Origin of the sequence: Methylophilus sp. 14, assembly GCF_015354345.1 — a bacterium.
Taxonomy (GTDB): domain Bacteria; phylum Pseudomonadota; class Gammaproteobacteria; order Burkholderiales; family Methylophilaceae; genus Methylophilus.
This window is the reverse complement of the sequence record NZ_JADKYS010000002.1, coordinates 492,386-506,173: the sequence shown is the minus strand read 5'-3', so window position 1 is coordinate 506,173 and position 13,788 is coordinate 492,386. Positions and strand designations below refer to the sequence as shown.

Annotated in this window: 15 protein-coding genes; 6 read left to right on the top strand and 9 right to left on the bottom strand. The window is 42.9% G+C overall.

Translation table 11 applies throughout. The features are described from left to right. The first annotated feature begins 1 nt into the window (after position 1). Both INP78_RS07725 and INP78_RS07720 read left to right on the top strand, forming a co-directional pair. Positions 2 to 1,192 (top strand): cytochrome-c peroxidase, encoded by a 1,191-nt coding sequence (locus INP78_RS07725; protein WP_194741586.1) that lies wholly within the window; start codon positions 2 to 4, stop codon positions 1,190 to 1,192. A gap of 1 nt (position 1,193) precedes the next feature. Continuing rightward, positions 1,194 to 1,646, top strand: coding sequence for a copper chaperone PCu(A)C (locus INP78_RS07720; protein ID WP_194741585.1), 453 nt, complete (start codon positions 1,194 to 1,196; stop codon positions 1,644 to 1,646). Between the two features lie 26 nt (positions 1,647 to 1,672). Here INP78_RS07720 and INP78_RS07715 read toward each other — a convergent pair whose 3' ends face one another. Both INP78_RS07715 and INP78_RS07710 read right to left on the bottom strand, forming a co-directional pair. Continuing rightward, a complete protein-coding gene (locus INP78_RS07715) occupies positions 1,673 to 2,827 on the bottom strand; it encodes an MFS transporter (protein WP_255526773.1) in 1,155 nt (384 codons plus the stop codon). 182 nt (positions 2,828 to 3,009) lie between these two features. Further along, positions 3,010 to 4,266, bottom strand: coding sequence for an FAD/NAD(P)-binding oxidoreductase (locus tag INP78_RS07710; protein ID WP_194741583.1), 1,257 nt, complete (start codon positions 4,264 to 4,266; stop codon positions 3,010 to 3,012). A 318-nt stretch (positions 4,267 to 4,584) separates the two neighbouring features. On the opposite strand from INP78_RS07710, the gene INP78_RS07705 reads away from it, so the two are divergent. Genes INP78_RS07705 through INP78_RS07695 form a run of 3 tightly spaced genes read left to right on the top strand, consistent with a single transcriptional unit; the run spans position 4,585 to position 7,746 of the window. Then, the gene (locus tag INP78_RS07705; RefSeq protein WP_194741582.1) at positions 4,585 to 6,330 is read left to right on the top strand and encodes a SulP family inorganic anion transporter; all 1,746 of its coding nucleotides are present in this window, start codon (positions 4,585 to 4,587) and stop codon (positions 6,328 to 6,330) included. 12 nt (positions 6,331 to 6,342) lie between these two features. Continuing rightward, positions 6,343 to 7,206: an MBL fold metallo-hydrolase gene (locus tag INP78_RS07700; protein ID WP_194741581.1), complete on the top strand. Its 864-nt coding sequence runs from the start codon at positions 6,343 to 6,345 to the stop codon at positions 7,204 to 7,206. A 9-nt stretch (positions 7,207 to 7,215) separates the two neighbouring features. After that, positions 7,216 to 7,746: a TlpA disulfide reductase family protein gene (locus tag INP78_RS07695; RefSeq protein WP_194741580.1), complete on the top strand. Its 531-nt coding sequence runs from the start codon at positions 7,216 to 7,218 to the stop codon at positions 7,744 to 7,746. Positions 7,747 to 7,852: 106 nt separating this feature from the next. Here the strand turns inward: INP78_RS07695 and INP78_RS07690 are convergent, their stop codons facing one another. After that, positions 7,853 to 8,221, bottom strand: a complete 369-nt coding sequence (locus INP78_RS07690; protein ID WP_194741579.1) for a VOC family protein — start codon at positions 8,219 to 8,221, stop codon at positions 7,853 to 7,855. Positions 8,222 to 8,323: 102 nt separating this feature from the next. Here INP78_RS07690 and INP78_RS07685 point away from each other — a divergent pair, with 102 nt between their 5' ends. After that, positions 8,324 to 8,773 carry a MarR family winged helix-turn-helix transcriptional regulator gene (locus INP78_RS07685; RefSeq protein WP_194741578.1) on the top strand — a complete coding sequence of 150 codons (450 nt, stop codon included), beginning with the start codon at positions 8,324 to 8,326 and terminating at the stop codon, positions 8,771 to 8,773. Between the two features lie 111 nt (positions 8,774 to 8,884). Here INP78_RS07685 and INP78_RS07680 read toward each other — a convergent pair whose 3' ends face one another. From INP78_RS07680 to INP78_RS07655, 6 genes are all read right to left on the bottom strand, one after another. Further along, the gene (locus INP78_RS07680; protein WP_194741577.1) at positions 8,885 to 9,379 is read right to left on the bottom strand and encodes a hypothetical protein; all 495 of its coding nucleotides are present in this window, start codon (positions 9,377 to 9,379) and stop codon (positions 8,885 to 8,887) included. 73 nt (positions 9,380 to 9,452) lie between these two features. Then, the gene (locus INP78_RS07675; RefSeq protein ID WP_194741576.1) at positions 9,453 to 9,914 is read right to left on the bottom strand and encodes a DsrE family protein; all 462 of its coding nucleotides are present in this window, start codon (positions 9,912 to 9,914) and stop codon (positions 9,453 to 9,455) included. Between the two features lie 17 nt (positions 9,915 to 9,931). Next, the gene (locus INP78_RS07670; protein ID WP_194741575.1) at positions 9,932 to 10,819 is read right to left on the bottom strand and encodes a c-type cytochrome; all 888 of its coding nucleotides are present in this window, start codon (positions 10,817 to 10,819) and stop codon (positions 9,932 to 9,934) included. A 52-nt stretch (positions 10,820 to 10,871) separates the two neighbouring features. After that, positions 10,872 to 11,915: an alcohol dehydrogenase catalytic domain-containing protein gene (locus tag INP78_RS07665; RefSeq protein ID WP_194741574.1), complete on the bottom strand. Its 1,044-nt coding sequence runs from the start codon at positions 11,913 to 11,915 to the stop codon at positions 10,872 to 10,874. After that, the gene (locus INP78_RS07660; protein ID WP_194741573.1) at positions 11,912 to 13,069 is read right to left on the bottom strand and encodes an FAD-dependent oxidoreductase; all 1,158 of its coding nucleotides are present in this window, start codon (positions 13,067 to 13,069) and stop codon (positions 11,912 to 11,914) included. Before INP78_RS07660 ends, INP78_RS07665 begins: the two co-directional genes overlap by 4 nt. Beyond that, the gene (locus tag INP78_RS07655; RefSeq protein WP_194741572.1) at positions 13,066 to 13,725 is read right to left on the bottom strand and encodes a cupin domain-containing protein; all 660 of its coding nucleotides are present in this window, start codon (positions 13,723 to 13,725) and stop codon (positions 13,066 to 13,068) included. Before INP78_RS07655 ends, INP78_RS07660 begins: the two co-directional genes overlap by 4 nt. Between the last annotated feature and the right edge of the window lie 63 nt (positions 13,726 to 13,788).

The window sequence follows — 13,788 nt, the reverse complement described above, 5'->3', positions numbered from 1 at the left end:
ATTGAGCGGGGTCACTAAATATGCAATTGGAGCGGCGATTTTATTATCTGTAGCCATTGCTACTGTGCTTGGTATCACCAAGGACATTCATCCACCAGACGTCTTAGGGTTACCAAAAGTACCTGTCCCCGATGACAATCCCATCACAAACGCAAAAGTCGAATTAGGCAGGAAACTGTTTATGGATCGACGTCTTTCTCATAACAACACAATCTCTTGTGCAATGTGTCATGTGCCTGAGCAGGCATTTACCTCTAATGAATTAGCGATGGCAGTAGGTATTGAAGGCAGAACAAATAAACGTAACGCCCCTACCATTCTTAATGCTGTCTTCTACAATAGATTCTTCCACGATGGGAGAGAGCACAGCCTTGAGAATCAGGTCATTGGCCCTATCGTTGCCTTCAATGAAATGGGCAACCCTTCTGTCGGTTACGTTATCGATAAAATCAAGAACACACGTGATTACGATGGCATGTTCGAAAAGGCTTTCGGAACACCGGTAAATCTAGATCATATTAACAAGGCAATTGCCGCCTACGAGAGAACTCTAGTTTCCGGAAATTCCAAGTTCGATCGCTATCAATACGGTAATGATAAGGAGGCAATGAACGCCTCTGAGATAAATGGATTCAAAATATTCATGGGTAAAGGTCGTTGCGTGTCGTGCCATACCGTAGAAGCAAAAGTAGCAATATTTACAGATCAGGGGTTCCACAACACAGGTATCGGATACACCAGAAATAATACGGTCTATCATCGAGAACCAACCATGCCAATTACGCTAGCACCAGGTATAACGGTTCAAACACCATCGGATCACTTTGACCACGCAAGCGAGCGCCCACCCAATGATGTAGGTAGATTTGAGGTGACTGAGAATCCCAAAGACAGATGGGCTTATAAAACGCCCTCCCTGCGCAATATCGCCTTAACAGCTCCCTACATGCATGATGGCTCTTTGCTTACTCTGGAGTCTGTTGTCGACTTCTACAATAAAGGTGGGGAAGATAACCCCCTTAAAGACCCACTGCTTAAGCCACTCAAGCTAACCGCACAAGAGAAAGTAGATTTGGTGGCTTTCATGAAAGCGCTCACGGGAGACAATGTGTCCAAACTTGAGAAAGAAGCAAGGGATGCTTATTTCGTAACACCAGTAGAAATGCCGGCAGCATCAGTCAAGGAGAACTAGATTGAAATACAAAAAACTATTATTTGGCTTGCTAGCCATAGCTTTGCAGGTAAATGCTGGCGTGAGCATTAAGGATCCATGGATACGAGAAACTGTTCCTGGCCAGTCAGTTGCTGCTGGCTACATGACAATTACTTCTGATTCTGAAACAGAGCTTACGGGCGGGACCACAGCGATTGCTGAAAGTATTGAGGTTCATGAAATGCGCATGCAAGGAGATATTATGAAAATGCGTAAGCTCGAAAAGTTGGTGATTAAGCCAGGTCACCCTGTGACATTAAGCCCAAGTGGGTATCACCTCATGCTGGGAAACATTAAGCAACCAATGAAAGCTGGAGACACTATACCTGTTACGCTTTCTTTTAGAAACTTGGACGGCACAGTTAATCAATTAACTCTAGCTATTCCAGTAAAAACTGCAGCAAATCACGATAGCTCAACGCATAAACACTAAGCTATCCAATTAAATAGCCCATCCCATCAGTGGATGGGCTTATTTTTCCCTGTATCAGAACTTGCCAAGGTTTCGCCCATTCTTACCAAGGCAATCAGCCCAGACAAACAGGTGATACCCGCAACAATCCACACAGCCCAATATAATCCTATGATATCTGCCATCACGCCAGCCAACACAGCACCAACTGCATAACCTATATCTCGCCAAAACCTATAAACACCAACAGTAGATGAGCGCAATGCAGGATGAGCCACATCCCCGATTGCTGCTAAAAGTACAGGATAGACCATTGCGGTACCTATCCCAAGAAGCGAAGCACCAAAGGCAAATCCGAGAAAATCGGCACTTGATACTGTTATTGCAAGAGCAATGGCTTGAATCCACATCCCCCAGACTATAAAAAACTTTCGTCCGAGATGATCAGAGAGGTAGCCTGTAATCAACTGAAAAACGCCCCAAAGAGCAGGATATATTGCAACCAACACACCAATCTTTGGCAGCCCAATACCAGCACTAGCGTAAATTAAAGGGAATAATCCCCAAGCCATGCCATCATTGAGATTATTGACTAAACCAGCTTGGCTAATGCTAGATAAATTTCTATCTCCAATTGAAGTCCTTGAAAAAATATCTTTGAGCGATGTCTTCTGGGCAGTTTTTTGGTATTGAGCCAGGGTAGACTCATAAGCTGCATATTGTCGGGTCTCCCGTATTGTGAAAATAGAGAGAAGCAGGCCAATCACTGCATAGCCAGCACCTAAAATAAATGGAGCTGGCCGCAAGCCATAGATCGATGCAACATAACCGCTTATAAAAGCACTTCCAGAGACAGCAAAATAACCAGCAAACTCATTTAACCCCATCCCTAAGCCACGTTGCTTCACCCCAACGAGGTCAATCTTCATAATTACGGTTGTAGACCAGGTAAGCCCCTGACTGATGCCAAGCAAAACATTTGCGCCCAGTATCCAACCCCAACTGGGCGCGAACATCAGGAGAAAAGGTACGGGTAGTACGATAATCCAACCTGCCACCAAGACTACTTTCCTACCCAATAGATCGGCAGAAAATCCTGCGATGAGATTAGTACATGCCTTACTAATACCAAAGACAGCGATGAACGATAGGATTGCAGAATGTGCTGTTAATGAGAAGTCATGCTCTGCAATAATCGGCAAGATACTTCGCTCCTGCCCAACCATTGCCCCGACAAACGCGTTAACCAGCACTAGAAGGGAGAATTGACCAAAGTTTTCCCTTAGGCCGAGCTTTAGGGGAGCAGTTTGCATTAGTTAGTTAAACACTCGACTAAAGAACACAACTACCCCCATAAAAAAACTCTATGATTAAGAATATCTATTTAATCTGGTTTGTCAGGCGAGCACTTAGTCATCCACTCACATCCCTTTAGCATCCCTGACCAGTAGAATCTGGGCAGGAAAGTAGCCTTCAAGAACCAGGCTGATCTTCTTGCTACTGTTGCTTTCAGCGGGAATGTAGGAAGCAATTTGCCACCATAACCGAACTCAGCCAGGATGATTTTTCCTTTCTGTACAGTTAGTGGGCAAGAGCCATATCCATCATAGCTGGATTCCAAAGGCTGCTTCTTACGCAATGACAATAGATTCTTCGCAACAACAACTACCTGCTTGCGTATGGCTGCAGCAGTTTTAGCATTTGGCGTGGAAGCAATATCTCCCAAGGAAAATACGTTCGGGTATTTTGGAGACTGCAAGGTTTTGTTGTCTACGAGACACCAGCCGGCTTGGTCAGCTAATGGACTGTTTTTTACAAAATCATGAGGGACCTGTGGAGGCACGACATGAATCATGCTGAAGTTACGTTCGATTCGATTAACCTTGCCCTCAGCATCCTTCACATCAAACCATGCTCTCTTGTTAAACCCATCTACCTTCACCAGAGTTGAGTTGAAGTTTAATTTGGCATTGTATTTTTTAACGTACTCCATCAAAGGTGCTACGAACTCAGACACGCCAAACAATACAGCACCGGCGTTATGAAATTCAACCTTAATAGAATTAAGTCTCTTATGGCGAAGCCAATAATCACATGACAAGTACATAGCCTTCTGTGGTGCCCCAGCACATTTGATTGGCATAGGTGGCTGAGTAAAAATTGCAGTACCACTGCTAGTTTTCTCGATCATATGCTGAGTATATGGAGCAAGCTCAAACTGATAGTTAGAGGTGACCCCATTGCGCCCCAAGGTTTCTTGCAATCCCTCAATCTTCTCCCAAGCTAATCGCAAACCTGGACAAACAATTAATTGTGAATAATAAACGATTACATTATTAGAGAGTTTTACCCCATTTTGTTCAGGTAATAACTCCTCCACCTTCTCCTTAATCCAAGTCGCCTGAGATGGGATCACATCCCCCATTGGCCTTCTGGTCTTTTCAATGGGATATTCACCGCCACCAACCAATGTCCAAGCTGGCTGGTAGTAATGAAAATTACTCGGTTCGATAATGGCGACTCTTAAACTCGAATCTCTCTTTAATAAACTTGCGGTAACACTAATACCTGCTGAACCTCCCCCGACTACAACGACGTCAAACTTCTGGTTTGTGACTACATTCTGGCCTAAATTCGCCATGCCAATTTCTCCGTTTTTGGTTTGATATTGATACTTGGTCGTAAGCTGAAAGCAAGACTTTTGCCATCACCATCAAACATTTGATTTATATCAAGTAATTAACCTACATAAGGTCTAAGGAAGATTTAGCACGCTGATTGATTGCAAGATATGTCGCATTATTTAGAGAAAAAATAGAGTTTGCGCCATACATGACACAAGCAACTTAAAACAAAAAATAAATGATCAATTTTCTTGAAAAATGCCATGTACTCAATATTCAACTGCCTATAATAATTTTTCAATCAATGAAAATTTAATGTTTTTTTGGTATTTAGTATGGTTTCAAAAGAAAATATTCAAACTAGTTTGTATAGAAAACTGGCTCCGGAATGGCTCCAGTCTTACAAGAGAGCATATCTGCAAGGTGATATGTCAGCTGGCCTTATTGTCACAATAATGCTCATTCCACAGAGTCTGGCATATGCACTTCTTGCTGGACTACCTCCGCAAATTGGACTTTACGCAAGCATTTTGCCCTTACTAGCTTATGCCGTTTTTGGCACAAGTATGACATTAGCGGTCGGTCCAGTAGCAGTCGCTTCCCTAATGACAGCTACTGCACTTGCACCATTAGCTACCTCGGGTTCTGCAGAATACACATTTCTAGCAATGCAATTGGCAATGTTTACAGGGGTGATTTATTTACTCTGTGGCATTTTCAGACTTGGATTCCTATCGCACCTCCTAAGCCACCCGGTCATTAATGGATTCATTACCGGTTCTGCGATCTTAATTGCGGTAGGTCAGTTGAAAGGCATTCTGGGGGTGAGCATTCCCAATGGAAGCGTTGTAGACACTCTTACAAATATCTACACCTCCAGACAACACATTAATTATCCGACCTTATACATTGGCCTCGCATCTATTGCATTTCTTTTTTATGCAAGAACTGGACTTGCTCACTTACTCAGTAAGTTCGGCATCCCCAAAGAACAAGCAGGGTTGCTGACCAAACTGGCTCCCATGGTTGTAGTTATCGTCTCCACAATGCTGGTGGCTCAGCATGACTTTGCTAGCAAACTGGGAGTCAAAATTGTAGGTAGCATCCCTGAGGGAGTACCTAATTTAAGTTATACCTTCCCAACCTTTGCGCAAAGTAAATCTCTACTCATGCCAGCTCTTTTGATTTTCATTGTCGGATTTATTGAAAGCGTCTCTGTTGCTCAATCACTAGCGCTGAAGAAGCAACAGAAAATCAAGCCGAATAAGGAGCTTTACGGACTTGGCGCGGCCAATGTGGCAAGCGCATTCTCGGGCGGTTATGTAGTAGTTGGTGGATTTGCACGATCAGTAGTGAATTATGCTGCTGGTGCCAACACTCCTTTCGCAAGTGTCTTATCCGCTATTTTAATGACGTTAGTGCTATTTGGTTTTACAGGCTATTTTTACTTTCTTCCGCATGCAGTCTTATCTGCCACCATCATAGTGGCAGTCTTAGGGATGGTGGACTTCAATACAGTCAGCCATACATGGAAATACTCTAGAGCTGACGCTCTCTCATTACTTGGCACAACGCTGACAGTTATCATCATCGGGGTGGAGCCAGGCATCCTTGTCGGTGTATCAATTTCGATCCTGACTTATCTATGGAACGCCAGCAACCCTCATATCGCAATTGTTGGTCGCGTAGAGGGAACTGAGCATTTCCGTAATATTGAACGTTACCATGTCCAGACAGCACCCAATATAGTATTCATCCGCATTGATGAGAATCTTTTTTTTGGGAACATCCAAGCTGTTGAAGAGACGGTACACACCATCCTCCAACAGCGCCCAGAGGTTAAAAACGTTGTTCTATTGGGGGCAGCAATCAATAGCATTGACTCTACAGCACTTGAAGTCCTCTGCACGCTAAACACCCAAATTAAGGGAATGAGGAAGAAACTGCACCTTGCAGAAATTAAAGGACCTGTCATGGATCGCTTAAAAAACAGTGATCTGATTTCAAATTTAACTGGTAGCACCTACCTGCATGCATATGAGGCCTTTGAATGCTTAGCAGACAAGAGAACAATTATTTAAGGAGAAACCTTCATGAGTCCTAAAGTGACATCTTTTTTTGATGAAATTACGTACACCATTACACACGTCATTAGTGACCAAGCCACTAAAGCTTGTGCAATTGTTGATGCAGTTCTGGACTACGACGCGAAATCAGGTAGAACATCAACAAAGATGGCAGATCAAGTTATTGATTACATTCTTAATAATGATTTGCGTCTCGAATGGATTTTAGAAACTCATGCACATGCAGATCACGTGACTGCAGCCCCTTATCTTCAAAAGAAACTAGGGGGCAGAATCGGGATTGGTGAACATATATTGAAAGTCCAAACTGTATTTAATGTTGTTTTTAATTACGACAAACTCGAAGCATCTGATGGCTCTGCCTTCGACCATTTGTTTGCAGATGGTGAAGAGTTCAACATTGGAAACCTAAATGTACAGGCAATCAATGTACCAGGCCATACTCCAGCCGATATGGCTTATATCGTAGAAGGTAAGATGGTATTTGTTGGAGACACGTTATTCATGCCGGATGTAGGAACTGCCCGCTGTGACTTCCCGGGAGGCGATGCTCATATCTTATTTAAATCAATTAAACGGATATTCTCATTACCCCCTGATACACAACTCTTCATGTGTCACGACTACCCACCTGATTCAAGACCACCTCAATATGTAACTACGGTAGCAGAGCAACGGAATAAAAACATTCATGTTAAGGACTCAATTACCGAGGAAGAGTTTGTAAAAATGCGGACAGATCGCGATAAAACTTTAGCCTTTCCGACATTAATCCTGCCTTCAATCCAACTGAACATTCGAGCAGGAAAAATGCCTGGGGCCGAGGAAAATGGCGTTAGTTACTTGAAAATACCGATTAACGGCATCTAGGAAAACCTCATGAGTAAAACAATACGCACTGCGATCATGATCCTACTTGTATCTTTCATCGCAAGCCTGGTCTATTTAAAAATGTCACAGAATCCGATAACTGATAAATCGGCAAAGACCATATACGACCTGACCTTTGTTGACAGCCAAGATAGGCAATTTCGTTTGAGTGAATTGAAGGGAAAGATTGCAGTAATAAACTTCTGGGCAACCTACTGTGGCCCCTGTCGTGATGAAATGCCCGACCTATCAAATATCAGTGACTCGTATAAAGATAACAACGTAGTGATTCTGGGAATCGCCTCCGATGAAATGAACAACGTTAAGGAGTTCCTTGAAACAACCAAGGTATCGTATAGAAACGTGGCAGCTGAATTTGAAGCGATTGATATTAGTAACTCATTAGGAAATGAATCAAACGTGCTTCCATTCACTGTCATTCTTGCCCCTGAAGGAAATGTTTTATTCCGTCACGCAGGTCGTATAATTCCTGAAAAGATTCGGGAGGTTGTAGATCTTGCGCTGTCAAAAAAGGAATAAATTTTAGTTACTCAATTGAATGACCACTAATTTTGGATCCTTTCCATAAACTTTGGCTTTTTCAAATACTTACTAACTCTGAAGTTCCAATTATTCACTTTTGCCTTTATTGATCATTGTGAATTGTGATGGCATACCCATCCGGATCCCTTAAGATAAATACTCTTCCGAACGGTCCATCCTCGATAGGCTTAATGATGGGTACATCCTCATCAACTAAACGATTGTAGAGCTCATCCGCATCAGAAACCCTGAACCAAAGTGCTATACCAGCACCCCGAACCTCGGCATGCTCAAATCCCGGCATCGGTGTACGGATTGCAAATATTGATCCCGCACCCGTTTCAAAAACAATCGCATGGGGATTAGGAGAAATTCCCTTCTTAAAACCAAGAGCTTTACTGTAGAAATCTTCTGATTTCTGCATATCTACAACCTGAATTGATACAAAGTCTAGATTTGTCGGTTGTTGCATACAAATTCCTTATAATTTAACCAAATGAATAAATTGAACTGACCAACAATATTAGCATGCTAATAACAATTAGCATAATTTACAATTAATCAAAGACAAAAGATGACCATTGATAATTTTCAAAGTGACAGATTGAATCAAGTAGGCTTTCTCATTAAACGAGTTCAGCAAGCATTTAGGGCGCAGATGGATGCAGCTTTAGCAACTCATGGTCTAACAACTTCTCAATACGCAGTTTTAGCTCACCTACGTAAATCACCAGGCCTATCAAATGCAGAATTGGCCAGACGTAGCTTTGTCACCGCACCAACAATGATTCGGATTGTTCAAGACTTAGAAAAGCTGGAATACATTGCAAGATCAAAAAATATCAACCATCTTAGAGTGGTTGATATGTCACTCACGGATGCAGGAAAGAAAGTGATAGACCTTTGCGACTCGAAAGTTAACGCAATTCAAGAGCAAATGCTCACTGGGATGAGTGAAGAAGATGTATCAAGCTTTACAAAGCTTCTAATCCAATGCGCTACACAGTTAGAAAATATATCGTAAAGCGTGTGAACTTCAACATGCCTCAGAATCTAGAAAGCCAAATCTTATTATGTAAACCTGATTATTTATTAATTTACCCTTGGAGCTAAATCAATAATTAGAAAATCGATATTAATATATAGGAATTAACGCAAAACCTGCTGATTGAAATTGTATAAGAGACAAGAAAGTATTGGTCACTGGCACAAAATTAGCCCATAACTCGCTTTTATCTACCTGATAAATACGAGCTGCGATTAAACAAGCTTCAAGTCGAACTCCTTTGAGATTGGATAGTCTTTTTGTGAGAGCTGAAATGTCCAAGAGCTCTGGAAATGCATCAGTAGAAGCCTTTTCCATTCTTGACGATATCACTCTTACGCTTTCCCCCCTAAATGCTAAAACCATCTCGGGACTCTTACCTTCAGCTTGCAATTGATAGTATGTTTCCTCAATAATTTCCAGATAAGTTTTTAATTTAGTGAGATTGGCCGTATTAATATCCCAGATAACACTAGATGTTCCTTTATCTAGTAAATAGGATGCTCCGGATATCTCTTCAGAAAGTGCAATATGCGATAAGAAACAGATAAACGCAGCCATGCAAATAGTAATAATCTTTCTCATTTCCCTCACCTAACTATTAAATTTTCATCCAGCCTTTGTGGCAAACTCTTGACTTTGACGGCACCTCAGACTTCTAAGGCTTGATGATCACCCATCCATCCCCGCCCCTAATCACAAGCTCACCATTTGCGGAGGGTACAAAACCAACAAAGTCAAAGAATTGAGACCTCTCTAACTTTCTCTCTTTCAATGTATTCAAGCATTGGACGATGACAACACCTTTAGTGATGAGTTCTCTTAAAGCCGCCTCATATTCACTTGTTTTCAACAGCAATTCTGTACCTCCTGAAAATGCAACAAGCTCCACTTCCACCTTACCTTTTAGTCTTGGGTCTTCAATCAAGTTTTTGATATTGCGAATCGCCTTCTTAATTACATCAGGATTGTTGGAATCTATCTGATAGATAGCTTTATAGCTCCCCTTCGTCGCCTCCGCACCAACGTACAATCTATTCCGCTCGAAAGGGTCCTCTAGTGCGATTGAAGTTTGAGCAAAAAGCAACGCAAAAACCATCGTAAGTAAACTTCTTTTCATGAGACTCCTTGAATAATCTACCGGGTGAAATTAAAAGGGCCGAACTTATGTTGAGATTGCGGAATGGCGTCTGCATAAGGTGGATATGGGCAATCCTTGGGCTTTTTTGAAAGATCGGGATAGTCATTCTCTTTGTTAGCTTTTACTGGCCTAGCATGACTATTAATATACGCTGCAACATCGTAAGCCTCTTCATCGGATAGTATTGGTGCACTCGCTTTTGTGCCCAAAGGCATATTAGCTTTTATGTACCTCGCAGCCGTTAATACACGCGCCATCCCAGCCCCATCGTTATATGAGCTATCACCCCACAAAGGTGGAAAAGACTTACCAGCAATCCTCATTTCGGCCGTGACAGAACCTCCCTGTCCATCCACTCCATGACATGAAACACAGTGTCTTTCAAACACTCGCTGACCGCTTAGCGGATTGGCAGCACGGTTTGGCAATTCCAATGTTAAAAACCCATGCCCCTTAACTCTACGATTACTGTAATACTCAGAGCTGAGATGTTGGATATATGACACGATTGCACGCATCTCATAACTATCGTGATCTATCGTTCGTCCATTCAAACTTCGCTCAATACAACCATTGATTCGCTCCTCCAAACTCACAACCCTATCCTCCCTAGCGATGTAAATAGGAAAAATATTAGAAAGCCCAATATAGGGTGCTGCAAATGGTTTAGTCCCGCCCTTGAGGTGACAACTGGTGCAAGAAAGCTTGTTCCCGATAATTGGCTGATTTGAATTTGGACCGATTAATTTGTAGGTATTAACAACTAAGCTCCTCCCATAAGCCGCCAGTTGTCCGCTTTCGCTATTTGAAAAGGGTGTTATTTGAAAGTCCTCTGGTATTGCATTTACCTCTTCCACAGGCTTAGTTTCCGCATAGGCGTGCATGCAGAAAATGATGAGTATTACCCAGCCGTTAAATACTCCTCGTAGCGCAGCATTAAGAGCGCACACGCAATGTAACCTTATCCATTGTTAATACAATTCGAAAATTTACATTCCCAGACCTTAACTTTACGAGTGCCTGATTAGCCAGATAAAGTGGCATCGTTTCAACCCTAGGTAATACCTCAAAGAGCGCGCTAAAATTCAACGCTTTCTCGCTATCACAGGCCGATCCCGTCATCGATCCCTTAATCTCTTTTTCACTAGCCACCAAATTACCAGTCGAAACAGATAGCGGAGACTTACCAGCCCCCAAAACAATCATCGTTCCTTGAGGGGCAATGGCATTAAGATAAGGCGAAACCTCATCAGCATTTGTGATTGTTGTCACTAAAGCCTGAACTCCACCTATGCTCTTAAGTGTTGCAATAGTGTCCTTATTGTTCGAGTCCAAATAAAAATGAGCCCCTAAATGCCTGACATCTTTTGAAATGGCCTCTCCTCGCCCGATTGCCACAACCCTAAAGCCCATTTTGCGGGCATATTGAACAGCCATATGACCAAGTCCGCCTATACCCAATATCGCCACGGTGTCACCAGCCTCTGCTCCACTTTTCTTCAGTGCATTGAATGTTGCAAGTCCAGCACACAAAATGGGCGCAGCCTCCTCAGAAGTTAGCTCATCTGGTATCGCTACAAGACCGGTGTATCTAGCCAACATCAACTCTGCGTAGCCTCCATCACAAGTGGAGCCTACAAAATGCTGACTCTGGCAGAGTTGAAACTGGCCTCTCCGACATTGTGCACACTCATTACACTGCCCTCCCAAACGACCAACACCAACACGTTGACCTAAACGCCAATGCATTGGCACATCCGTTCCACGTGCAATGATTCGACCAATGACCTCATGTCCAGGAACTCTAGGCTGCTCTAACGTGACATCTGGATGATCAATATCATTGATATCAGCACCACAAATACCACAGGCCTCTACCTCTATCAGGACCTGGTCTACATGAGGCACTAGAAACTCCCTCTCAACCAACTCTAGCTCCCCTGGTTTTGCAATTTGCATCGCACGGTAAGTGGGACTCATATCTTTTCCTCAACATTTGTAATATCAGAATGCTTTTGCAGCATTTCTTTTTGTAGCTTTTGTACCCCATTGGTGGCAGCATCAATAGCGCCTGCAATATAGCCAGGCAGTAGCATTGACCACTCACTAGAGATGCCGAATAATTTTCTACGCCAGACACCCGATGAGATAGTGGGTGATGGAGCTAGCGAATGCCCGTGATTACTGGTGATATCTGCACTAGTTGATGTGTATTTATCTGTCGCCCAGTCTTTTAAATAGTCATACTTTATGTTCTCTGCCTCTGGCCCGAACATGCGTACCAGCTGTGCACGGCACATTGCCTTAAGCTTACGCTCAGTCATTGTGCTTCTACTCAATGCAGGCAGTTGCAGAAATCCAAATAGGGCAGCAGCTTCATTAGGAATTGAAGCATCATGAATTTCGCCTAGTGGGCCATTATCACTGCGCGCCTCTCCAGATAATCCAGCGCTCCGCCAGAATGGCTTGTCATAAACAGCCAAATATTTGGCATTTGGTGCCATCCAAGTATTTACGTCCTGCCAACTCTCAAATATATGATCAGGTAAATTCGGACTGTATTTGATTGTGCAAGTGGCTATTCTTGGAGGAGTGGCAATCAAAACATGATTGACCGTAATGGATAATTGCTTGCCCCTCGGAGTTTTGATCTTTAGCTCGACCTGAGACTTATTGAGCGTGATTTCGTGCACCGCGTGTCCAGTCAAGATGCGCTGAGACTGGAGACTATTAGCAACTGCCAAAATCAATGAGTTCATTCCTCCTGCAAGCCTCATCATAGGAGGAGAAGATATATATCCATTAACTCTCATGGGTTTTGCAAAATTGGCTCGATCTATGATCATTTCACCAACCTCATTTTGAGGATAAGTTTTCAATCCGAATTGCTTAATCACTCTATCAAGCCTTGGTTGAATATCGGGCCAATACCAGGTACCTCCAAGATCAAAATGACTAAACTCCGTTGGAAGCTTATCTGCGTTACTTTCAGACAACGGAGAGCTCAACCTACCGCCAAGATAAGGCTTAGCCTCCAACAGCACATAATCTGTCACTCCCATTTGCTCTAGAAGATGAGCTGCATATAGGCCACTCAGCCCACCACCAACAATACCAATTTGGGCAGACTTCATATAACCCCCTGTAGGTGGCCCGTCTTAATATAGATAGTTGTATTCGCTTGAGTAGCAGTTATGGCTGTGATATGTCCTACAGGCACTCGTATCCAACTACCTGCTGGATAGGCTAAGCCATCCATATCAACCTCACCTTTCATTACCAACAACTCCAAACCCATCATCTTTGTAGTATTAAGTATTGCCCCTATGCGCAACCTCTCTAACCAGACTGTCTCTGTTGAACTAACGAACAGTGGGCACTTTCCCTCTCTCCCCTCCAACGTCCACAGAGATTGATCATTTGTATTGAGACGCAGTGGTAAACTTTCACTAGGATGCATTTGGCGCAACTTTACAAAGATGGTAGCTCCATCAGGACTAAATGGTTGGTGCTTCGAACCGGGAGGATTTCTTAGATACCAACCTGCAGAATAGTGATTAGAGCCCTCACTAAAAGTCCCCTCTAAGACCAAAATCTCTTCACCACCTGGATGATAGTGATGAGGGAAATGGGCTCCTTTTGCATACTTAACAAGACTAGTTGCCCGAGCTTGCTCGCCTCCCATACGATCCAACATCATGCGTATAACACCGGGTTGATTTGAATTAACCCAGTCATACTGATCAGGAGTGATTACCACCTGTTGCAAAAAATTTGAATTAACCAACATATTTAAAACGAAAAACTACTCCATAAATTTTATGAATCAATCTACGACTTAATTCTTAAATTT